Source organism: Burkholderia sp. BCC1998 (genome assembly GCF_905339875.1).
In the GTDB taxonomy this organism is placed as follows: domain Bacteria; phylum Pseudomonadota; class Gammaproteobacteria; order Burkholderiales; family Burkholderiaceae; genus Burkholderia.
This window is the reverse complement of sequence record NZ_CAJPHE010000006.1, coordinates 61,916-85,650: the sequence shown is the minus strand read 5'-3', so window position 1 is coordinate 85,650 and position 23,735 is coordinate 61,916. Positions and strand designations below refer to the sequence as shown.

At 64.8% G+C, this 23,735-nt stretch carries 14 protein-coding genes; 1 reads left to right on the top strand and 13 read right to left on the bottom strand.

What is annotated here, in order from left to right:
- Positions 1 to 29: 29 nt before the first annotated feature.
- The 8 genes from U5A56_RS13050 to U5A56_RS13015 form a co-directional block, all read right to left on the bottom strand.
- Positions 30 to 932: an SMP-30/gluconolactonase/LRE family protein gene (locus tag U5A56_RS13050; protein WP_321922711.1), complete on the bottom strand. Its 903-nt coding sequence runs from the start codon at positions 930 to 932 to the stop codon at positions 30 to 32.
- A gap of 51 nt (positions 933 to 983) precedes the next feature.
- Positions 984 to 2,003, bottom strand: coding sequence for an L-arabinose ABC transporter permease AraH (gene araH, locus U5A56_RS13045; RefSeq protein WP_044847378.1), 1,020 nt, complete (start codon positions 2,001 to 2,003; stop codon positions 984 to 986).
- Positions 2,004 to 2,033: 30 nt separating this feature from the next.
- Positions 2,034 to 3,596, bottom strand: coding sequence for an L-arabinose ABC transporter ATP-binding protein AraG (gene araG / locus U5A56_RS13040; RefSeq protein ID WP_044847396.1), 1,563 nt, complete (start codon positions 3,594 to 3,596; stop codon positions 2,034 to 2,036).
- A gap of 20 nt (positions 3,597 to 3,616) precedes the next feature.
- Complete coding sequence (locus U5A56_RS13035) at positions 3,617 to 4,630, bottom strand: arabinose ABC transporter substrate-binding protein (RefSeq protein ID WP_321798033.1); 1,014 nt, start codon at positions 4,628 to 4,630, stop codon at positions 3,617 to 3,619.
- An 87-nt stretch (positions 4,631 to 4,717) separates the two neighbouring features.
- Positions 4,718 to 5,647, bottom strand: coding sequence for a Gfo/Idh/MocA family oxidoreductase (locus U5A56_RS13030; RefSeq protein WP_321922709.1), 930 nt, complete (start codon positions 5,645 to 5,647; stop codon positions 4,718 to 4,720).
- A 24-nt stretch (positions 5,648 to 5,671) separates the two neighbouring features.
- On the bottom strand, positions 5,672 to 6,601 hold the full coding sequence (locus U5A56_RS13025) for a dihydrodipicolinate synthase family protein (protein WP_321922707.1): 930 nt from the start codon (positions 6,599 to 6,601) through the stop codon (positions 5,672 to 5,674).
- A 50-nt stretch (positions 6,602 to 6,651) separates the two neighbouring features.
- Positions 6,652 to 8,010 carry an MFS transporter gene (locus tag U5A56_RS13020; RefSeq protein ID WP_321922705.1) on the bottom strand — a complete coding sequence of 453 codons (1,359 nt, stop codon included), beginning with the start codon at positions 8,008 to 8,010 and terminating at the stop codon, positions 6,652 to 6,654.
- Between the two features lie 331 nt (positions 8,011 to 8,341).
- On the bottom strand, positions 8,342 to 10,093 hold the full coding sequence (locus tag U5A56_RS13015; RefSeq protein ID WP_124485999.1) for an IlvD/Edd family dehydratase: 1,752 nt from the start codon (positions 10,091 to 10,093) through the stop codon (positions 8,342 to 8,344).
- Between the two features lie 114 nt (positions 10,094 to 10,207).
- Here U5A56_RS13015 and U5A56_RS13010 point away from each other — a divergent pair, with 114 nt between their 5' ends.
- Entirely contained in the window at positions 10,208 to 11,158 is a 951-nt protein-coding gene (locus U5A56_RS13010; protein ID WP_044847384.1) for a LysR substrate-binding domain-containing protein, read from the top strand.
- Between the two features lie 165 nt (positions 11,159 to 11,323).
- On the opposite strand, the gene U5A56_RS13005 is transcribed toward U5A56_RS13010, so the two are convergent.
- The 5 genes from U5A56_RS13005 to U5A56_RS12985 all read right to left on the bottom strand — a co-directional run bounded on the left by U5A56_RS13005 (position 11,324) and on the right by U5A56_RS12985 (position 23,423).
- Entirely contained in the window at positions 11,324 to 13,060 is a 1,737-nt protein-coding gene (locus U5A56_RS13005) for a ShlB/FhaC/HecB family hemolysin secretion/activation protein (protein WP_321922703.1), read from the bottom strand.
- Positions 13,061 to 13,135: 75 nt separating this feature from the next.
- Positions 13,136 to 13,366 carry a hypothetical protein gene (locus U5A56_RS13000; RefSeq protein ID WP_321922701.1) on the bottom strand — a complete coding sequence of 77 codons (231 nt, stop codon included), beginning with the start codon at positions 13,364 to 13,366 and terminating at the stop codon, positions 13,136 to 13,138.
- A gap of 198 nt (positions 13,367 to 13,564) precedes the next feature.
- Positions 13,565 to 13,828 (bottom strand): hypothetical protein, encoded by a 264-nt coding sequence (locus tag U5A56_RS12995; protein WP_321798044.1) that lies wholly within the window; start codon positions 13,826 to 13,828, stop codon positions 13,565 to 13,567.
- A 206-nt stretch (positions 13,829 to 14,034) separates the two neighbouring features.
- Positions 14,035 to 14,301: a hypothetical protein gene (locus tag U5A56_RS12990; RefSeq protein ID WP_321922699.1), complete on the bottom strand. Its 267-nt coding sequence runs from the start codon at positions 14,299 to 14,301 to the stop codon at positions 14,035 to 14,037.
- Entirely contained in the window at positions 14,298 to 23,423 is a 9,126-nt protein-coding gene (locus tag U5A56_RS12985; protein ID WP_321922697.1) for a hemagglutinin repeat-containing protein, read from the bottom strand. The genes U5A56_RS12990 and U5A56_RS12985 overlap by 4 nt, the downstream gene beginning before the upstream one ends.
- Positions 23,424 to 23,735: the final 312 nt, after the last annotated feature.

Here is a 23,735-nt window from a genome sequence, read left to right as displayed (position 1 = left end):
CGACCGCGCTGCCGCCCGCACCGGCGCGCTCAGTTCGCGGGCTTGCCCGCGAATCGCGCGGTCGGCAACCCCGCGTAGCGCGTCCGGGCGACGAACACGCCGCCGGCATCGGCATCGCTCGCCAGCGCGTCGTCGCCCAACCCGACACGCGCGCTCGTCACGTACAACCGGCCTTCACCGTCGATTGCAACGCAGCTCGGCTGCGCGGTCGGCACGGCCACGCGGTCCGTCTCGACGCCGTCCGGCCCGTAACGCACCACCCGCCGGCCACCCCATTGCGCGTTCCACAGCCCGCCGTCGCGATCCATCGTCGAGCCGTCCGGGTCGCCATCAGCATCGGTCAGTCGCGCGAACGGCCGCACGTTGGCCACGTCGCCGCCCGCGCGGTAATCGCAGACGAGAATCTCGCGCACCATCGAATCGCAGAAATGCATCTTCGCGCCGTCCGGCGAGAACGCGATGCTGTTCGCGATCGCGGCCGCCGGCAATGCAAGCCGTTCGAGCGTGAGGTCCGGATTGAGCCGGTAGAAGCCGCCGACCGCGCGCGGCGGATCGCCGCCTTCGTCCTTCATCCCGAACACGAACGCGCCGAACGGATCGCCGCGGCCGTCGTTCAGCCGCGTCGGCAGGTCGGGTTCGACGTCGACGATCCGCATGAATTCGCCGCTGCGCAGATCGAAGAACGCGAGATGCGTCGCAAGCCCGACCAGCAGCACGTCGGGATCATGCGTGAGCGCGAAGCACGCGAGCCGTTCGGGCATCGGCCACTGCGCGAGGTCCGAGCCGTCCGCGCGGCAGCGCCACAGCCGCGCGCCTTCGATGTCCGTCCAGTACAGCGCGTGCGTCGCGTCGCACCACGTCGCGCCTTCGCCGAGCGTGTTGCGGCTGTCGACCAGCAGCGCCGCCGCCGTGCCCGGATGAGTCTGTTGCATGCCGTCTCCCGATATCTTTCGCATTCGCAAGCGGCCGCGCGTGCGTCAGGGTCAGATCTTCATCGCGCGCCGCTGGTTGCGACGATACTGGTCGAACAGCACCGCGAGCAACAGAATTCCGCCGCGTATCAGATATTGGTAAAAGGTCGGCACGTTCAAGAGGCTCATCGCATCCTGCACGGAGCCCATGATCAGCACGCCGACCAGCACGCCGGAGATCGTCGCGACGCCGCCCGTCAGCGACACGCCGCCGAGCACGCACGCGGAGATCACGCCGAGTTCGAGACCGACCGACGTCTTCGGGTCGCCGAGGCTCATCCGCGACGCGAGCATCACGCCGGCGAAGCCGGTCACGAGGCCCTGCAGCACGAACACCGCGATCTTGATGCGCATCACCGGCAGCCCCGCGAGCAGCGCGGCCTCGCCGTTGCCGCCGACCGCCAGCACGTTCTTGCCGAACACGGTCTTGCGCAACAGGAAGCCGAACACGACGAAGCCGACGATGTTGCTCCAGATCGGATACGAGATGCCGAGGAACGACCCGCCGCCGAGATCGAAGAAGCGCTCCTCGGAGATCATCACCGCGTCGCCGTTCGACGTGATGAACGCGAGCCCGCGCACGACTTCCATCATTGCGAGTGTGACGATCAGCGAGTTGATCCGCCAGCGCGCGATCAGCACGCCGTTCACGAGCCCGACCGCGCCGCCCGCGAGCACGCCGGCGGCGATGCCGAGCACGACGCTGTGCGTCGCGGTGATCAGCGTCGACGCGACGACGCCCGAGAACGCGACGATCGACGCGACCGACAGGTCGACTTCGCCGAGCGCGAGCACGAACATCATCGTCACCGCGATCGAGCCGATCAGCGTGACCGACAGCAGCAGGCCCTGGATGTTGCGCGGCGTGAGGAAGTCCGGCACGGTCAGCGACAGCGTCGCGAACAGCACGAGAAACACCATCACGATGCCGGAGCGGTTGATCAGTTGCCACACGCCGCCGCGCGCTCGCGCGGGCGCGGCTGCGGCATCGGGGGACGGGGAAGTGCGTTGGGGTTGCATTGCCTGGCTCATAACGTTTGCTTTCCGGTTGACTGCAGGCCGCTAGCGCGGCAGCGCGAGCTTGATCAGCGCGTCGGGTGTCGCCTGCGCCTTCGCGACCTCGCCCGCGATCCGTCCTTCCTTCATCACGATGACGCGGTCCGCCACGCCGATCACCTCGGCCAGATCGCTCGACACGATGATCACCGTGCGGCCCGCTTCCGCGAGTTCGTAGAACAGGTTGTAGATTTCCGCGCGCGCGCCGACGTCGATGCCGCGCGTCGGCTCGTCCATCAGGAACACGTCGATGCGCTCGGCCAGCCAGCGCGCGAGCACGACCTTCTGCTGGTTGCCGCCCGACAGCGCGCCGATCGGCGTCTCGCCGTCGCGGGTCTTGATCGCGAGCCGCTCGATGTATTGCTGCGCCAGCTCGCGTTCGCGCCGCGCGTCGAGCAGCACGCGCGCCGGGCTGAAATGACGGCGCGCGCTGATGTTCAGGTTGTCGGCCACCGACGCGATCGCGACGATGCCTTCCTGCTTGCGGTCCTCGGGGCACAGCGCGATGCCGGCGCGCACCGCGTGCCGCGGGCTCGCGAACGCCACGCGCTTGCCGCCCAGCTCGACATGCCCGCCCGTGGGCCGCGCCGCGCCGTACAGCAGCTTCATCAGCTCCGAGCGGCCCGCGCCGACGAGCCCGAAGAAGCCGACGATCTCGCCCCGCCGCGCGGCGAACGACACCGGCTCGGACAGGCCGGGCCCGACGAGCCCCTTCGCCTCGATCAGCACGTCGCCGGCCGTGCGCGGCCGGTAGCCGTACACGTCCTCGATCGAGCGGCCGACCATGCAGCCGATCAGGCGGTCGCGGTCGAGCTCGGCGACCGATTCGAACGTCTCGATCCGGCGGCCGTCGCGGAACACCGTCACGCGATCGCACAGCGCGTCGACTTCCTCCATCCGGTGCGTGACGTAGATGATCGCGCGTCCCTCGGCACGCAGCGAACGGATGATGCGGAACAGCTGCGTCGTCTCGCGCGCGGACAGCGAACTCGTCGGCTCGTCGAACGCGATCACGCGCGCGTCGCGCATCAGCGCCTTGCCGATCTCGATCATCTGGCGCTGGCCGATCGACAAATACTTCACCGGGATGTCCGGATCGATGTGCTCGCCGAGCCGCTCCAGCGCATCGAGCGCGCGCACGGCAAGCGCGCGCTCGTCGACCACGCCGAGCCGGCTCGGCAGCTGGCCGAGCATCAGGTTCTCGGCGACCGTCAGCTCGGGTACCAGATGCAGCTCCTGGTAGATGATCGCGATGCCGGCCTCGAGCGCGGCGCGCGTCGACGCGAAGCGCTGCACCGTGCCGTTCAGCGTCAGCGTGCCGGCCTGCGGCTGGTTCACGCCGGACAGCACCTTCAGCAGCGTCGACTTGCCCGCGCCGTTCTCGCCCATCAGCCCGTGCACCTCGCCCGCGCGCACCGACAGCGACACGCCGTCGAGCGCACGCACGCCCGGGAACGTCACCGTGATGCCGTCGAGCGCGAGCAGCGCGCCGCCGGGCGGCGGCGGCGCGGTGCCGGGCGTGGCCACGTCGTCGTGGCGCGAACTGGCCGTCATCATCTGCATCGTCATCGCGTCGTCGCCCCGCACGCTCAGATGCCGAGCTCGGCGCGCACGGCCTGCCAGTTCGCGCGCGTCATCAGCTTGCCGCTCGTCTGCGTGTCGGCCGGCGGCGCCTTGCCGTTGCGGATCCAGTCGACGAGGTTCTGCGTGCTGTCCTTGCCGTGATTCGTCGAGCTGACCGCGATCGTCCCGTAGAAGCCGGTCGGCTCCTTCTTCTGGAACTCGGCGAACGCCTCGCCCGCGCCGTTGATGCCGACGCCGATCACGTCCGCGGCCGGGATGTGCAGCTGTTCGGTCGCGCGTACCGCGCCGAGCACGGTTTCCTCGTTCAGTGCGTAGACCACCCACTTCTTGATGTTCGGATGGCGCGCGAGCACGGGCGCTGCCGCGCTGAAGCCGCCTTCGTCGTCGGTCGTCTTCTGCGGCGCGTCGAAGATGTTTTCCTTGCGGAAGCCGTTCGCGAGCAGCGCCTGCGTCGCGCCGTCGGTGCGCAGCTTCGCGGTCGGCAGCTCGTAGTTGGTGACGCGCAGCGCGCCGACTTCCTCCGGCTTCCAGCCGCGCCGCTTCATCTCGTCGGCGATCGCCTGACCGACCTGGTTGCCGATCTTGGTCGCCGACATCCCGAGGTGCGGCACGTTCGGCAGCGGCTTGCCGGTCGAGTCGACGAGCTGGTCGTCGACCGTCACGAACTTCATGTTGTAGCGCTTCGCGCGCGACGCGATCGCCGGCCCGAGGCGCACGTCGGGTGCGCAGATCACGAAGCCCTGCGCGCCTTGCGAGCCGAGGTTGTCGATCGCGGCAAGCACCTTCTCGCCGTCCGGCGTGCCGATCTTCACGACCGAGAAGTTCTCCTTCTGGCCGAGCGCGGACGCCGCGTTCTGCTCGTTGATGAACCATGCCTGCTCGGGCATCTTCACCAGGAAGCCGATCTTCAGCGGCGCGTCGGCGTGCGCGGCGCCCTGCATCCCGAGCGGCGCGAGGCAAAGCGCGGCCAGCAGCGCGCGCAACGTGTGGCGGCGGATCGTGTGGGTCGTGCGGTTCATGCGGTGTCTCCTTGTCTGTTGGCTTGGGTCTTCAACTCTCGTCGTGCGCGTTTCGTCGTGCGCGGTCGCGCTCGCGGCGGCACGGTGTCAGCGGCCGAACGCGTCGGTCCCGACGCGCCGCCCGAACAGGAACGCGTCGGCGACGAGCCGCAACGGCCGCACGTCGACGTCGCTTGCGCCGCGCGCGATCAGCGCGCGGAACTGCGCATACAGCGCCGGGTACTCGCGCTGCGGCCCGAGCTCGACCGGCTCGCCCGCAATCGACAATTGCGCGCCGCCGCGGCTGATCGCGAGCACGCCGTCCGACGTGTCGACCGCGATCTCCCATTGCTCGACGGGGCCGTGCCGCCAGTCGAATTCCGCGCGCACGGGCACGCCGTGCGTATCGGCGCATTCGAGGTCGGCCGCGATCGGCATCTGCGCGTCGCTCGGCACGTAGAGCGTCGCCTCGCGTAGCACGAGCTCGCGCGGCAGGATCCGCGTAACGATCGACAGCGCGTTGATGCCGGGATCGAACACGCCGAGGCCGCCGGGCTCCCAGATCCACTGCTGGCCCGGATGCCAGCGCCGCACGTCTTCCTTCCAGCGCACCTGCACCGCGCGGATCGTGCGCGTCGCGAGCCACGCGCGCGCCGGTTCCACCGCGCTGGCGCAGCGCGAATGCCAGGTCGCGAACAGCGTGAGGCCGCGTTCGCGCGCGAGCGCGTCCAGCGCGGCGACTTCGCCGAGTGTCGCGCCCGGCGGCTTCTCGAGCATCACGTGCTTGCCGGCCTCGAGCGCGGCACGTGCCTGCGCGTAGCGCACCTGCGGCGGCGCGCACAGCGACACGGCGTCGAGCTCGGGCTCGGCGGCCAGCAGCGCGCCCAGGTCCTGGTAGTTGCGCACGCCGTCGACTTCCGCATGACGGCTCGCGCACGCGATCAGCACGAAACCCGGTTCGGCGGCGATCGCCGGCAAATGCTGGTCGCGCGCGATCTTGCCGACCCCGATCACGCCCAGTGAAATCACGTCGCTCATCTGCGTTTCTCCTTCGCCACTTGCTCAGTGCGCCCAGCGCAGCACGAGCGGATCGAGCCGGCGCGCGATCGCGAGCAGCTCCGCGCGCGTGTCCGGGTGCAGTTCCGGCATCGGGTGCCGCGGCCGCTCGCACGCGATCACGCCGCCGGCGCGCATCAGCGCCTTCGCGGTGAGGATCCCGGACTGGCGGTTCTCGTGATTGATCAGCGGCAGCCACGTCTGATAGCGCGCGAACGCCTCGTCGTGCCGCCCTTCGCGGAATGCTTCGAGGATCGGCCGGATGCCGTCCGGAAAGCCGCCGCCCGTCATCGCACCGGTCGCGCCGGCATGCAGGTCGGCGAGCAACGTGATCGCCTCCTCGCCGTCCCACGGCCCTTCGATCGCGTCGCCGCCGAGCCGGATCAGCTCGCGCAGCTTGTTCGCCGCACCCGGCGTCTCGATCTTGAAGTACGCGACCTGCTCGATCTCGCGCGCCATGCGCGCGAGGAACGGCGCGGACAACGCGGTGCCGCTCGCGGGCGCATCCTGGATCATGATCGGGATGTCGATCGCGTCCGACACGCGCGCGAAGAACTCGAAGATCTGCGCTTCGGGCACGCGGAACGTCGCGCCGTGATACGGCGGCATCGCCATCACCATCGCCGCGCCGAGCTGCTGCGCACGCAGGCTGCGCGCCGCGCACACCTGCGTGCCGTAGTGCGACGTCGTGACGATCACCGGCACGCGGCCGGCGACGTGTTCGAGGATCGTGCGCGTGAGCACGTTGCGTTCGTCGTCGGTGATCGCGAACTGCTCGGAGAAGTTCGCGAGGATGCACAGCCCGTCCGAGCCCGCGTCGATCATGAAGTCGACCGCGCGCTTCTGGCTCGCGAGGTCGAGCTCGCCGGTCTCGGAAAACGTCGTCGGGACGACGGGGAAGATGCCGCGATAGCGCGGCGTGCTGCTCGATGTCATGGTTCGGTCCTGCGTCGGTCGAAGCGGCGTTCAGCCGGAAAACACGGGGTTCAGGATTCGCCGGCGAATGTGCCCGCGGCCGGCTCGGGCGCGCGCAGCGCGGCGCGCACCACGAACGTCATCAGCACCGCGAACAGCAACGTCGCCGCGAGGAAGTACAGGCCGGCCGCGAGGCTGCCGGTCGACGCCTTGATCAGGCCGATGCCGTACGGCCCCAGGTAGCCGCCGAGATTCGCGAGCGAATTGATCGCGGCGATGCCGACCGCCGCGCTCGTGCCGGTGAGGAATTCGCCGGGCAGCGCCCATACGACGGCCTGGATCGAATACAGCGAGAACGCGGTCAGGCAGATGAACAGGAACTGCAGCGCCGGTTCGCGCACCCACGCGCTCGCGGCCATCGTCACGGCGGCGGCCGCCGACACGACGACGATGTGCCAGTAACGCTCGCGCTTGCGATCCGAATGACGCGGCACGACGAGCAGGCCGACCACCGCGAACAGGTACGGCACCGCGGACAGCATCCCCGTCGCCGCATCGCCGGTGCCGAACGCGTGGATGATCGTCGGCAGCCACAGCGACAGCCCGTAGATGCACAGCGGAAACGGCAGGAACAGCGCGGCGAGCAGCAGTACGCGGCGGTCACGTAATGCGGCGAGCGGATTGCCGTGCGAATCGGGGCGATACGTGTCGCGATCGGCGGCGAGCTGCCGCGCGATCCAGCGGCGCTCGTCGTCGTTCAGCCAGCGCGCATGCGCGGGCGATTCGGGCAGCAGCCGCAGCGTGGGCCATGCGAGCAGCACGGCCGGCAGGCCGCTGACGACGAACAGCGTCTGCCAGTCCGACAGGCCCAACAGCCCGTGCGTCGACAGCAGCCAACCGGCGAGCGGGCCCGTCACGATGCCGGCGAGCGGCTGCGCAAGGACGAGCAGGCCGATCACGCGGGCACGGTCGCGCATCGGGAACCATTGCGTGAGAAAGTACAGGATGCCGGGATAGAGGCCGGCTTCCGCCGCGCCGAGCAGGAAGCGCAGCACGTAGAAGCTGGCCGGTCCCTGTACCAGCGCCATCGCCATCGTGATCACGCCCCACGTCGCGAGGATGCGTGCGAACCAGACGCGCGCGCCGAAGCGTCCGAGCGCGAGGTTGCTCGGCACCTCGCACAGGAAGTAGCCGATGAAGAACAGTCCGGCGCCGAGTCCGTATGCGGCATCGCCGAGGCCGATCGCCGCGTTCATGTGCAGCTTCGCGAAGCCGACGACGGTACGGTCGACGTAGGCGACCACGTAGATCAGCGCGAGGAACGGCACGAGCTTGCGCGTGAGCAGGCGGGTCAGTTGCCGTTCGTCGACGGCTGCCGGCGAATCGGACTGGTCCGCCACGGCGTGCGCGGGGGGGTACTGCGTCGTCATCTTGTCTCCTGTCGGCGTACGTTGGCGCTTCAGCGCTTACGTACGCCCCATGCTTTGCGGTCGGCCACCGTTAGCGCTTTAGCGCTTACGGGGGCCCCATGCTTCGCGGTCGGCGTACGTTGGCGCCTTAGCGCTTACGTGCGCCCCGAGCTTTACGGTCGGCCTACGTTGGCGCTTTAGCGCTTGCGTACGCCCCATGCTTTGCGGTCGGCCCGCATTAGCGCTTTAGTGCTTGCGTGCCCCCCATGCTTCCGCTCGACCAAGGCCGCCGCGTCAACTCGTTTCCCTCAGGCCCCGCCACAATCCGCGTCCCTGCACGGCTATGCGCCGCTCAATGCGAATGGCTCGGCACGTCCGCGCCGCGCGTGCCGACCAGGAAGTCGAGGTCGCACCCTTCGTCGGCCTGCAGCACGTGATCGATATACAGCCGCGCATAGCCGCCCTTGCCGAGCTGCCCGGCCACGCCCGGCGCCGCGGTCGGATCGACGTCCGACAGGCGCCGCTGCAGTTCGTCATCCGAAATGTCCAGATGCAGCGTGCCGGCCTCGCAGTCGAGCTCGATCCAGTCGCCGTTGCGCACGGCTGCGAGCGGCCCGCCCGCGGCCGCTTCCGGCGCGACGTGCAGCACGACCGTGCCGTATGCGGTGCCGCTCATCCGCGCATCCGAGATCCGCACCATGTCCTTCACGCCCTGGCGCAGCAGCTTCGGCGGCAACCCCATGTTGCCGACCTCGGCCATCCCCGGATAACCGCGCGGCCCGCAGTTCTTCAGCACCAGCACCGAGCTCGCGTCGACGTCGAGCGCTTCGTCGTTGATCGTCGCCTTGTAGTGATCGAGATTCTCGAACACCACCGCGCGGCCGCGATGCTTCAGCAGCTCGGGGCTCGCCGCCGACGGCTTCAGCACCGCGCCGCGTGGCGCGAGATTGCCGCGCAGGATGCAGATCCCGCCGTCGGCGATCAGCGGCCGGTCGAGCGGGCGGATCACCTCGTCGTCGTAGTTCGGCGCTTCGCGCACGTTGTCCCACAGCGACTTGCCGTTGACCGTCAGCGCGTCCGGGTGCGGCAGCAGCCCGCCTTCGCCGAGCCGGCGCAGCACGGCCGGCAGCCCGCCCGCGTAATAGAACTCCTCCATCAGGAAGCGCCCCGACGGCATCAGGTCGACGATCGTCGGCGTGTCGCGGCCAATGCGCATCCAGTCCTCGAGTTCGAGCGGCACGCCGATGCGGCCCGCGATCGCCTTCAGGTGGATCACCGCGTTGGTCGAGCCGCCGATCGCCGCGTTCGCGCGGATCGCGTTCTCGAATGCGGCGCGCGTCAGGACCTTCGACAGCACGAGCCCTTCGAGCGCCATCTCGACGATGCGGATGCCCGACATGTGCGCGAGCACATAGCGGCGCGAATCGACCGCCGGAATCGCCGCGTTGTGCGGCAGCGCGACGCCGAGCGCCTCGGCCATGCACGCCATCGTCGACGCGGTGCCCATCGTGTTGCAGGTGCCGGCAGAGCGCGACATGCCGGCCTCGGCCGACAGGAAGTGGTGCAGGTCGATCTCGCCCGCCTTCAGCGCTTCATGCAGCTGCCACACGGCCGTGCCCGAGCCGATGTTCTTGCCTTCGAGCTTGCCGTTCAGCATCGGGCCGCCCGACACGACGATCGCCGGCACGTCGCAGCTCGCCGCGCCCATCAGCAGCGCGGGGGTCGTCTTGTCGCAACCGGCGAGCAGCACGACCGCGTCGATCGGGTTGCCGCGGATCGCTTCCTCGACGTCCATCGACGCCAGGTTGCGCGTGAGCATCGCCGACGGCCGCAGGTTCGATTCGCCGTTCGAGAACACCGGGAACTCGACCGGGAACCCGCCCGCCTCGGAGATCCCGCGCTTCACGTGCTCCGCGAGCTTGCGGAAGTGCGCGTTGCACGGCGTCAGTTCGGACCACGTGTTGCAGATGCCGATGATCGGCCGGCCGTCGAACTCGTGATCGGGGATGCCCTGGTTCTTCATCCAGCTCCGGTACATGAAGCCGTTCTTGTCGTTGGTGCCGAACCATTGGGTGGAGCGCAGCCTGGGTTTCGTTGCCGACATCGTCAGTCCTGTGGTGACGGGATACCGGCGCAGTCTAGGCAGAATTTTGATAACTGGCTAATGACGTTTTAGGCGATTACGATATCGATTTCGATATCGATATAAACCCGTACGATGCCCGAAGCCAGCCCGTGGGGAAACCGCAGCCGCCTGAAGACCCGCCAGCTCCTGCTGGTCGTCGCGCTCGCCGACGAAGGCAGCATCCACCGCGCGGCGGCCGCGCTGAGCATGACGCAGCCGGCCGCGTCGAAGCTGCTGCGCGAGCTCGAGGAATCAATCGGCGCGGTGCTGTTCGAGCGGCTGCCGCGCGGGATGCGGCCGACGCTGTACGGCGATGCGCTGATCCGCCACGCGCGCGCGGCGCTCGGCAGCCTCGACCAGGCGCGCGAGGAGCTGGCCGCGCTGAAGGCCGGCCATCTCGGGCATGTGGCGGTGGGCGCGATCACGTCGCCGGGGCTGCGGCTCGTGCCGCCGGCCGTCGCGGCCGTCAAGGGGACGCATGCGAACGTGCGCGTGTCGGTGACGATCGACACGAGCAACGTGCTGCTCGAACACCTTGCGCAGGACAAGCTCGACATCGTGCTCGGCCGGCTGTCCGCCGAACACGACAAGCTGCACCTGCGCTACGAGCCGCTGACCGGCGAGCCGGTCGCCGCGGTCGTGCGGCCGGGCCATCCGCTGCTCGCGCAGGCGCCGCTGTCGCTCGCGGACGTGCAGCGCGCCGCGTGGGTCATGCCGCCGGCCGGCAGCGTGCTGCGTCACCGCTTCGAGCTGGTGTTCCAGCGCGCGAGCCTCGCGCCGCCCGCGAACGTGGTCGAGACGGCCGCGCTGCTGTTCATCACGCAGCTGATCGAGCAGAGCGACATGATCGCGGTGCTCGCGGAGGACGTCGCGCTGTACTACGCGCGCCACGGGATCGTCACGGTGCTGCCGCTGGAGATGGATTGCCGGATGGATGATTTCGGGATCATCACGCGCACGGACCGGCTGCCGTCGCCGGCTGTCGAGGTGATGGCCGATGCGATTCGGGCGGCGGCTCGGGAGGTGTACGGGGTCGTGTTGTGAGGCGGGGGCAGGGTTCGCCGCCGCGGCTTGGATCACCGGGGCGCCGGTCGTGGCTCTCCGGCAATAGCGCCACGAGCCAGGCGATCAGAAAAGCCGTCAGTTCTCGATCCTCGCCGGCGTCGTCTCCGACGACGCCGGGCCGAGTGCCGGATTGCGCCCGCTTCATCAGAACTGTGCGGTGACCTGAAAACCAACCGTCACGCGTGCCGTAGGAAACCCAGACGGTTTGTAGATCGGCGTGCCGGCAAACAGGTCGTAACCGTAGGCGCCCAGTCGAGTCGCGACGCTGCCCTTCACGCCGATCACTGCACCCGCCAGTTGCGTGCCGACGAGCGTGACCGGCTGGGGGCCCCACACGCGGCCGTAGTCGATGCCCGCATACACCGCCTGCCCGGTCTGGCCGATCGGCGCCTGCAGTTCGTTGCGCCAGTAGAAGCCACGGGAGGCGGCCAGCATCGTCTCCCCGTCGAATCCGCGTACGGTGTAACGGCTGCCGATCGTCAGGTCGTCGATGTAGTACAGCGTGTTGCCCGTGTACTGCCCGTGGAACGTCGTCACGTAGCGGAACGGCTGCTGCGCGATGGTGAACGGCACCGACAGATTCGCGTCGAGCACGGCCATTTTGTAGCGGTAGGTCGGGCCGCCGTCCGCTGCAAGGCTGTCGTCCTGCGCGCCAAACGCACCGATGCCCTGCCGGTACGCGAGCGTCCCGTCGAACTGCGCATTGCCGAAATAATGGCGATCGGTCAGCCCGAATTCGACGAACGTGTTGTTGCGGCGCTGCTGCGGAATTTCGGTGTCCTCGATGAAGCTCTGGCCGAAGCGGCGCGCCAAGCGGAACTGCGCGCCGAACACATCGTTCTGGCCACGCGACAGCACGCGGTTCAGCTTGAAATCAACCGTCTTCGAATTGCCGCTCGCGATGAAAGTCTGGTTCACGCCGGCGATTTGCTGGTAGTACGTGTTGGTGTAGGCAGACAGCGTCGCGGTCCAGTAGCCCCACGGGATCGAATAGAAGCCGTTCCAGCCGTGTGAGCCGAGACGCTTGTCGCCGAATTCGAGATCCTGGCTCACGCCGATGTTGAAGATGTCGTTCAGGCCAAGGGGATTGTCGATACCGAGCGACAGGTTGCCCTGGAGGCGGCCCGTCGCGCGCGTGCCCGAGTTGTCGATCGAAGCGACGACCGTCCACGGTTTGCCGTGCTTTACGTCGAGCACCACGTCGCTTTCGCCGGGCACGTCGGCCGGCACGATCTGCATCGATACGTCCTGGCTCGTCACGCGCTTCATCTGCTCGAGGCCTTGTTCAAGATCGCGCAGGTTCAGCAGTTCGCCGTCGCGGGTCGGGAAGGCGGTTTTCCATGTGCCGCGGAGTTTTTCGTCGGCAAAACGCACGTGGCGGATTACGCCGGGGATCAGCGAAAACTTGAGGGTGCCGGTCGACAGATCCTGTTCGGGCACAAGCACGCGCGTGGTGACATACCCGCGCGCAAGGATCGCTTGCGACAGGCCCTTGACGAGCATGTCGAGACCCTGTTTGCCGACGCACTGGCCCGAGTAGTGCCCAAGCCATTCACGCGCGAATGCGAAGCGGTCCATCGGCAATGCCGATGCGCCTTGCGATTTAAGGGAAGCGGGCAGTGCATCGGGTACGTCGAGTATGAAACGCTCGATCCGAAAGCAGGGTGATTCGGTAGGGAGCGTTGGGTACTCGGCGCTCGCCGCCACTTCCGATCGCACCCCAGGCGCGGAGACTGCTCGTTCGCGTTCGCGCGCCTCTTCGTGCTGTCGGGTTTGTTGGTCGTTGCCCGGAATGATCAGGCGGGGGGCCTCCTGGGCCGACACGCTGGTCGCGATAAGCAGTAGTGCTGCTGCAGAATTACCCCAGCGAATTGCTCTCATATTTTTTAGAATTTAATTTTTTAATACGATTTCCATCGGAATCGCCTGAATGCCACAAACACCCATCTGATAACCTCAATGGATATTGCAAAACAAAATGCCCAGCCAAATACCGTCAAGATGGCGCCATGATTTGCCGCCTGTTTGGGGGAAAGGGGGGGCTATATTCCAATGTTTCGCCCCCCAATCGATCGCCATCGGGAGGTACTTTATTGCAAAATAAGCAATGACCATTCCAACAACTCGGATACAGGTTCTTTTCCAATCTTGGTCGGATATCAATTGATCAATTCGAGATTGTTTCATTTTTTCGCCGGTTTAGCTGGTACAAGTGATGACGTCCCTGCGGCGACGCCCCCTGACCAAGCACCGACAAGCCCGGGAACTGGATTCGCGACCTTAGGTTGCAAGAAAGCTCGCATTGTTGGATTCAAATTTTCATACACAAATGGCATTCCCACAAAACAACCACCAACCGCACCAATTGTCTGAATGACCCTCACATCAAGAACGACCATCTTCCTTATATGTTTGTTTTGCCTTGCGCCAAACCGAATTACCAAATGGTTTAATTTTCAGCATGTGGGCGCGGCTGAAAAACCCGCCGACAAGAGCCAAGCCAAATCCGATCAACGCAACCACTCCACCAGTGAGCGTTGGGGGGATCAATTTGAAGGCAAAAAACATTAGCGCGAAGCCAACAACAATAAATAACAACCGCACCCAATCAGAAAAATTACCATCCTCGACTATCTTGATTTTTCGCACTTTTACCTCCATTCCCAGAAATACTACTTGCTACAGACTGCCAATAGGAACTTATCCTTGTCCACGTAGTCTCGCGATCCGGCACGGCACCGCTTCGCCAGCCGCACTGGCCGCGGCCATCGCGCCTGCCCCGGAGAATAGTTCTCATGTGTTTTTCTAGATATCTGATCGTTGGCGACAGTTCAGTCGAGCATGTTATCGGCGCATCACTTCTTGTCCGGTTCGTCGGCCTTCACTTCGTAGCTCGCTCGCGCCCTTTTATAACTGTTATCAAAAGGCTTGATCTTCAGCATATGCGCTCGACTGGAAATGCCTCCAATGGCCATCATCGCAAAGCCAAAGATGAATGCCGCAGCCCTGATCCATCGGGGCATTTGGTCAAGTCCAAGCCCGCCCGCAGCCAAGGCTAAACCAATCAAAAAAAGGACAACTCTAAGCCACCCTGAGAAATTACCGTCTTCGATGAGTCTCATTTCTTTCCCTTGTCGGCACTCGGACCGAAAATCGAATTCAACTGCTGGCCAACCCAGTTGCCAATCGTCGTTGAGAATGGCTGCTTTTTTATGACTTCGGATGTGCCATTGATGACCAGCGACGCGATAGGAATTTTGTCTCCAACCACTTGACCACCCAGTGCCAAAGCACCTTCGTAAGTGTATTGACCTGCATTGGGACTTACCAGTTGGGACACGGCGTCGGCTCCGATACCCACGACCGTCGCTCCGTAGGCAATTGTTCCAAACGCTGGAGCAAAGGGTGACGGCACGGCACCCCCCGTTGCCGCAGTCGACGAAATCCACCCTGCGGTATTCGACACCATCGAGGCCGTATCCGCAGTCGTGCTCTTCACATAGTTCGCATCCGACTGGTCGAACTTCGTAAACGGTCCCGTCAGATTGAACCCCCCGCCGCCTGTAGAACGATCATAGTTAAACTGGCTCGGTACCTGAGCAGGCGCAGCCGAGTTCGCGTTTGCCACGATGTATGCCTGCAGATCCGAATTCACCTGTGCTGTCGCCTGGGTCAGAATTGGTTTCCCGTCGGCTGTCGAACCCGCATAAATCCATTTGGCCCCGGAGTCCGTCGGCTCTGGCCCCACCAGCGTCTCCGGCGCAGCTGATTGATGCTTGCCATTAACAGACACACCCATGATTCTCATCTGATCTTCAATCTGCGCTTGGGTATATTTACCTTTGCTCTTCTCTGCTAGCTGCTTCGCGAGCGTCTTTTCTTCAGGATGCAGCTGCCGGTTAAACCGATCCACGTTGTATGCCGAGAACGCTCCCGATTCCCCGCCGACGGCCGCACCAGCCCCTGTCGCAAGCACATTCGCCACGATATTGCCCAGTGCCTGATTCATATTGGCGTTGCCGGTCGGATCGCTGCCTGCGATCGCACTACTCAGCTCATTCAGCTTGCCCGACGCGATCGAAGCAATCGCCGCACCGGCGGCACCACCTACCGCATTTCCGCCCGCCAACCCCGTTACCAACGCCGCACCGGCACCTTGCATCAATGCACGGTTCGCTCCGCCCTCCTTCCAAGCGTCGACACCGGCCTGATCACCGTTCGCGGCGGCGTCTTTCATCATCTTGTCCGCGTAGTCCCCGATCCGGCGCGACACCGCTTCGCCAGCCGCACTGGCCGCAGCCATCATGTCCGCTTGATTGCTCAAGAGATTCTGCATGTCGGGGAGTTTGGCGACCGTACCGTTCGTATTCGTCGTATCGCGGTTCAAGCTCGCCACGTCCTGCTTCTGGTTTGCCGCATCCGTAATCGTGACGGTCCCCGCGCTTACGCCGCTCTTCGTCGTTGCACTATCACTGCCGCTGTCGCTCTGTCCGAGCATGGGCGCGGCGCCGCCCGCATTCTTCCCCGACGCGCTGCCATGCGTGCTGTAATTCATCCCGCCATCGCCTGTCGTCGCGCCTGCGCTGAAGCCGCTTGAACTCGCATCGTAGTGCGACTGATTTTGAATGTCCGAGAAGGACAGCGAACCCGTCGTCAGCGTGCTCTTCGACGCATCCGCTTCACTCGCGATTAGCCCGCCCTTCAGGTCGGTATTGCCAGTGACGTTGATATTGAAGCCGCCATCGCCCGCGTGAATTCCGGCTTGCTCGTTGACGCCCGCATAACTGCCCGTGGCATTGCCCTTGCTCTGGCTGAAGCTCGCACTGGCGCCGCCTTGACTGATGCTGAATCCGCCACCCGAACTCGACTGATGCGCCGCGCTCGTCAGCGTATCCTGCACGCTGACGATGTTCAGATTCCCGCCCACATCGGCATTCACCTGATTGCCCTTCACGTTCGAGCCGATGATGTTCGTGTCGCCGCCCGAGATGATCGTCACGCCGTTTGCTGCATTCACGTGACTGCTGTTCTGCGTGGCCAGATCGCTGTTGCCGTCGCCGTTGGCCTTCGACATCGCCGCCGAAATACCAAAGCCGCCAGTGCCGACCGACACGCCCACGCTCGCGCTCTTCGATTCGTTCGTGCTGCGCGTCGAATCGGTGTCCGTTGTATTGACGATATTGACCTGATTCTTCGCTGCCAGAATCACATCGTTTGCGTTCACGTTCGAGCCGGCGATCGTCACATTGCCACGGCCTGACTGACCATTGCCGGTCGCCGCGAACGCCGCTGTTCCGCCCGCGGTGACGCTGGAGCCACGATTCGTCACACTGTCCTCAGTGAATGCGCTCTCGCTGTGGCTACTGCCGACGCTGACTTCGACTTTGAACTGCGGCGTTTCGCCCGCCCCCAGCGCCCGGACCACATCGCCCGCGGCCACGTTTGCATCCCACGCCGCGCTTGCCGCTGCCATCCCGTGCAACGCTGCCGCACGACCATCCTGGCTATTGCCGGCCGCACGCGATTGCCCCACGGCATTCGACACCGCGTCGATCACCGGCGCCTTCAACGCCAGCGTCAAGCCACTCTTCGATGCTTCCTGCGTCTCGCCGCGGTGATGCGTATCCTGCGCCGCGTCGATCGTCACGTTCGCACCTGTGCCGCTGATGTTCTGCGCGGCAATCAGGTCGCTTCCCGTTACGTGCAGGTCGTTCCCGGCCGTGATGCCGACGGTGCCCTTCAGCGAGCCGATCGTACTGCCGTTGTTCGATACCTCGTTCGTCTGACTGGTCGTCTTCAGCGAGCTACTGCCGACCGACACCGACAGGCCACCACCCGACATCAGTCCCAATTCCTTCTTGTTGTAGTAGCTCGACGACTGCAAGGTATCCCGCGAAGCCGTAATCGTGACATTGCGCGCAGCAGTGAGCGCAACATCGTTCGTTCCAACGATGGTACTGCCCTGAACGTTGACGTCCTTCCCGCTGACGATATTCACGCCGTCCGCCGATACGAGACTGCCCTGATTCAACGTCATGGTCTGGTCGATCCCGCTCGCAATCTTCACGCCGCTCACAACATTGCTATGACTATGCGTTTCATGCGAATTGAGTTCGTGCGTCTCGGTTGCTGCGGCGACGTTCACGTTGCCGGCCGCCAGCAGGTTCGCATTACCCTTGTCGAGGCTGATCGCGCTGCCGGAGAGCGTAATGTCGCTGCCCGACACGATATTGACCGTATCACCGCCCTTGAGCGTGCTCCCGGTCAGCGCCTGATCCGACGTATGCAGCGTCTCCGCGTAGCTGCCGTGACTGTCGCTGCCCGAACTGTTGCTGTTCACGGTCGACGTCGCACTCGCCGCGCCGAGCGTCACATTACCCTTGGCGGCAATCGTGCCGCCTTGGCCCAAATCGACCTGTGCCCCCTTAGCGGTCAGGTCTCCGCCAACGCCGATCATCGATTGCCCGCCGACCGCCACCGAGCTGCCGGTGACTTTGTTGATGTCGGTATTCGACACGCCGTTCGCGCGCTGCACGATCTTGTGCTCGCCCGCCTGGACCGCACCGAGATCCCAGTTGCCGCCGACATTCATCCCGAGGTTGCCGCCGACCGACAGGTTGCCCGCGTTCTGCTGGAAGTTACCACCGGTGACGATCGATGCGTCGCCCGCGACATCCAGTTTGGCGGTCGGTCCGAGCGTCGTCACCACGCTCGTCGCGCCGTCGCGGCTCACGCGCGTATTCGTCTTCGTCGCCGCGTCGAGAATCAGGTCCTTCCCGGCGTCAAGCTGAAGGCTGCCAGCCTTCACATTCGCCGACGTTAGATCAATGTTTTTCTCGGTCTTCAGCGATATCAGCCCGCCGCTTTGCAGCGCGCCGAACGCGTTGTCGATCTGCTTGCCCTGGATCGCCAGCGTGTTGTCCGCCTTGATCGTTCCGCTATTGGTAAATGACTGCGCGTTCTGGAAATCGATGTTCGTCGCGCTGATCAATGGGCCGTTGATATTCTGCTGGCTGGCCTTGGCGAGATACACGACCGGCACGAGCACCGTCTGACCGTCGACCACGCGCGTTTCCATCATGATCACGTTGCTGGTCAGCTTCGACACCTGATCGGCCGACAGGCTCGCGCCAATTGGCAAATCGAGTGACTTCGAAAAATCCGCGCCCGCTGCCATCAGCGATTGGTACATCGTCTGCAGGTCCGCATACGGTCCAAGCACCGCCTTGCCGGTCAGCGCCGTGACTTCGTTACGCACGAGCTGCTGTTCGTAGAAGCCGTCACCAAGTCGCTTCGGAATGTGCGTGAGATCGACGCCGAGCTGGCCGAAGAAGTAGTCACTCGAAATGAAGTTCTTCTGGTTCGTGAAAGCCGGGTTCGTCTCGATCACATAGCTTGCGTTCGGCGCAGTGGTCGGTTTGAACAGCCCGCCCTGCGGAATCGTGAGGTTGTCGAGCACGTTCAGCGCGGTCGCGCTCGCGATGATTGGGTTGACCGGCGCGGGCGGACCTCCGTGCACCGACGACGCCCCCGATTTCGCGCCGCTAGCGTTACCACTCAAATTCGTCGGCGTGAGACCCGGCACGGACTGACCAGGCAGCAAACCGAGCGACGGAATCGATGCGTTACCGGCCGTGTTGTTGACGCTGACACCCGTGCCGGAAATCGTGCCGTTCGAACTCATCGTCGAAAAGTAGCCGGGCAGCGTGTAGTCCTTGATCGACGCCGGTGCCGCCTGCGTATAGCCGCCCGGGCGACTACCGACGAACGGCGCATTGCCGAACGGCAATTTCCAGTCGTATTCGCTGTTGTCGTAGTTGTTGTAGTGATATTGCCCCGAGTAGGAAACCGTCACGCCCGGCAGTGTCTGACCGGATGCTGCCCAGCCGTCGGCGTCGTAGTGGGCCGGCATCTTGATATCGCCGACCGCCGCGAGGTTGCTCCAGTAGTTTTGCAGCGTGCCGACCGACGATGCATCGATCTTGCCGCCCGAAACGATCTGCGCGGCCGGACTGAGGTCCGTCACGGTCGTCGCCGTCGCGCTGTCCGCATAGTACGTCGTGTACTGATACGTGCTGTTCCACTGGCCGCCATGAGGCGGCTCGGTATAGACGCCGCCGATGCTCTCCGGATCCTTCACGCCAACCTGGCCCGTGCGGCCGCTGATCGGAACGCCGAACTGTGCGAGCGATGCCGGATCGATCTGGCTGGTGGAGGTCTTCATCACGCGCCGCGTGCTCGTCACCTTGTCGGCGTGCAGTTCCATGTCTGCGCCGGACTGGATCAGCGCCGATACGTTGTTGACCCGCACCGCATTCGTGTAGTTGCCGCTCGCGTCCTTGCCGCCTGCCAGCACGACCTTGCCCATGCCGAAGATCGCCGTCGTCGCCATCGAATCGGTCGCGGTCGCGTCATCGCGGTTTTCGATGTCGTGCGCGAGGATTTCCAGCGTACCGTTGCTGTCCGATGCACCGATGAGCGCGGTCGGCCCGAGGTTCGAGATCGTATTCGTCGCGTTGAGCGAAACGCTGGCGCCCACGAGCGCACCGGTATTGGTCAGGTTCGTCGATTGCGTGTGCAGCAGGCCGCCGGCCGTCAGGGCACCTACGTTGACGATATTGCCCGCGTTGATGCTCAAGTTGTTGACCGACTGCAGGTTCGCGTTGTTCATGAAGGTGCCCGGCAACGTGAAGCCGAGGTCGTGGCCTACATTGAACTGGGTGTCGGCCGTCGCCGTATAGTCGCCTTGAAGGCTCACGTTGGCGTCATGCGTCGCGCTATATGTACCGCCGACCAGCAGCGTGGCCGCCGCGACCGACAGATCGTGCGTCGAGCTGATCTGGCCATTGGTGTTCGTGATCGTGCCGGTTGTCGTGACGTTCACGTCGCCGTTCGAATTCGTGACGTTGCCAATCGTGCCGCCGCTGTTGTCCAAGGTGTCGCCTTGAACATGCAGCGATGCGCCGCTGAGCTGACCGCCTTGCGTGTTGCTGATCGACGCTGCGCTGACAGTCACATCGCCGTTACCGGTAATCGCGCCCATGCCCGCTACACCGCCGGCGTGGCTGTTGGCGATCTGGCTACCGCCTTGCACCATCATCTTGCCCGCGCCGAGGTCGACAATGGCACCGTCCGCGTTGTCGATCGAGGCCGATTGAATGGCGAGCGTGCTGGTGTCACCCGCAACCGATTGCCCGGCCTGGATGTGCCCGCCCCGGTTTGACAAAGCACCGCCGTTCCTCAACGACAGGGACGCATCAGACCGGAGCAGGCCTTGCGCATTGTTCGCGTCGCCCGCAATGGTCGCGTTAATGCCGCGCTGCGCGGCGAGGATACCGCTCGCGTTGTTCCAGGAAGCCGCGTTGACGACGGCTTGCCCCTTCGTCACGATGGCGCCCCACGCGTTGTTCAGCGCGCTCGATCCGTTGCCTGGCCCGATCGTCAGCGTACCCGTGCCAGCGTGCGTAATGGTGCCGCCTGTGTTGTTCAACTCGGCAGGGGTGAGCGTCAGGTCCGTGCTGTTGGTCTGAATCACGCCGGCAGCCGAGTTGTCGAGCGTGCCGCTGACGTTCATCCCCATCGCCGACGATCCATACTGCGTGATCGTACCGCCGTGGTTCACGAGGTTCACTGCCGTCAGCGCAAGCTGATTGGCTTCGAGCTTGCCGCCGCTGTTGTCGAGCGTCGAATCGGCGGTGACTGACAGGTTTGGTGCAACGGTCGATCCGCCCTGGTTCGTCATCGAGCCGGTGCGGATCGTCGCGTTCGTGCTGGCGCCGAGCTGACCGCGATCGTTCGACAGTGTGCCGCTGGTGACGCTCAGGTCCGTGTTCGATAACAGCTTGCCATTCGCGTTGTTCAACGTGCCGCCGACGGTTGCCGTCAGTCCGTTCTGCGCGTTGATCGAGCCCGCCGTGTTGTTCAATGTGCCGGTTTGCACGACGACGCGCCCGTTGCTCGCGATCGAACCGCCTACGTTCGACACGGAACCCGAACCGCCTCCGAGCATCAGAGTACCGTTGCCTGCATGCGTGATCGTGCCGCCGTCATTAATGAGCGCGGTGGGGGTGAACGTCAGGTCGGTGCTGTTCGTTTGCAGCGTGCCGCCATTCGAGTTGTCGAGCGTACCCGACACGTTCACGCTCATCGTGCCGGCGCCGGTCTGCGTGATCGTGCCGCCATGATTCACGAGGTCAGTCGCGTTCAACGACACCTGGTCGGCCTGCACGGTGCCGGCGCTGTTGTCGAGGGTCGTCGCGCTAACCGTGGCCGTATTGCCGACGATCGCCCCGCCGTCGTTCGCAAGGTACGCACCGGCATCCACCGCGACGTTTTGCGCAGCCTGCAGCGTACCGCCGCTGTTGTCGACCGACTGGCCCGCCACACGCAAATTCGTGTTGGAAGTCATCGCACCGCGGTTGACAACGTTTGCGCCGCGAACCGAAACATCGCCGTTGCCGCCGATGACACCGCCTTGCGCGCCGTTCGAGGTCGTCCCTGCGGCGTTGGTCAATTGACCGCTCGTCGTCACCGACAAGCCATCGCCGTTGAGCGATGTGATCCGCCCTGCCGTGTTATCCAGTGACGCACCGGACACTGTCATGCCGGCCGCGCTTTGAATCGTGCCCTGGTCGTTCGCGATGGCACCGCCATGTAGGTCGGCCGTGCTTTCGGAGACCAGTTCACCGGACTGGTTGGCGATCTGGCCGGCCACGTTGACCGACAGCGGACCCTGCGACGAGACGTTGCCGCTTTGATTCGACAGGCTAGCGCCGGTCAATGCCGTGCTGCCGCCGCTCGACAAGCTGCCGTGATCGTTGATCACCGCGCCGGACGCATTCGCCTGAATCGCGCCTTGTGCGCTCGTCGTTGCGTTCGACAAGTTCACGTCGCCGGCCGTCGCGTTCAGCGAGAGATTGCCGTTCGCCGCCGTCCGGGAGCCGGCAAGCGTCACGCTGGCGCCGGTCAGCGATGCGTTGCCGCCCGCGACGTTCTGGCCGATCGCGCTCAGTTGGCCCGATGCTGTCAGGCTCAGGTCACCACTGTGCCCAACCGTGCCGTCGTTGCTTACGCCCGCGCCGAGCGTGCCGGTCGAGTTGACGCTGCCGGCATTCACTGTCGTATTCTGCTGCGCCGCGAGCGTCCCGCTGTTCGTGAGATCGGCGGTTGTGCTGGCCGACAGCGATTGCTGCGCGTACGTCGTGCCGTCGTTCTGTATGCCGCCGGTCGCCGACAGCGCGAGATTGCCGCTCGCGGTCGTCTTGCCTGTGAGTACGAGCCGGCCGTTCGACTGCAGCGTCAAATCGCCCGCCTGCGCCGCGATCGTACCGGCGCTGGCCACCCCTACGCCATTCTCGTTCGAGGCGAGGAAGATCCGATTGCTGTACATGCCTCCCAACTGACTCACGTCGATTGCAACCGACGACGCGGGGCCGTCGCCAGCGATCGGCGTCGCGGCAAGCGTGTCGTGATTGATCTGGCTCGCGCCGGCGATCACGTTCAGATTCTTCGCGTAGACCGCTGCGTTCACCTGCACCGCGCGCGCAATCAGATCGACCTGATCGATATTGGCCGCATTCAGGCCTGCACCAGCAACGGTCACGAGGCCGCGATTAACGTTGTAGCCGGCAAGCGACCCATCGGCGCCGTAAAACGGCACGCCGGTTGTCAGGGTCGCGCGACTGGTATTGAGAAAGCCCCCGCCGTCGACAAAAATCCCGGACGGGTTAGCCAGCACAAGTTCCGCACGGGCGCCTGCGATCTCGACTGTCCCGCGAATCTGGGACGGATTCGGGCTGTTGACCTGATTGACGATGATCCGCGCGGCCTGCCCGGCTCCGTAGTTCGGGTTGCCATTGATCCAGCCCGCCTGCTGCGTCTGAACCATCGTGGCCGAGTTGTTCAGGATCGCACCGGCCTTCTGCACATCGAACTGGTTGTAGGTGTTGACCGAGACGCCTGCGCTCGACGGCCGCGCCACGTTGACTTGCGGCAAGCCGTTCGGCGTCTGGATCACCTGTGTGCTGGTGCCGGGCGTCGGGACGATCTGCGCACCGGACAAGGCGGGCAGCATGCCGAGCACGGCGACGCCCGCCGCAACGGCGCGCGTGCCGGACGCCGATGAACGCCGTCGTGCACGGGCTTCGCCCGTTGCCGATTTCCTCTCGGAAGTCGCCGTCTCCGCGACGGCCACCACCATACCCCGAAGCCTGGAATACACCAGGCGGTGCGTATTCTTGTTCATTCTCGTCGACGCGGCCCGCGTCCGTTCATTGGTTCTTGAACCCGAGCCTACCGAAGCACCAAAAGAACGACTGTCAACAATTGCCAAACCGTTGAATTGAAACCACAAATTTCGAATTTCAGACGCGTCCAATTGACACGCACCGCGAGCGCCTCAGATTTATTCAATAAGGAATACGAATAATCAATTCGATCGACTTATCGATTTCCGGATACAAACGAGTATCGGTTTTTCTGAGCGATGAACCGCGAGGATCTCTCGTCATACCTCGCCAGCGAAAACACATCGCCTAGGCGAGAGCGCGGGTGCAAG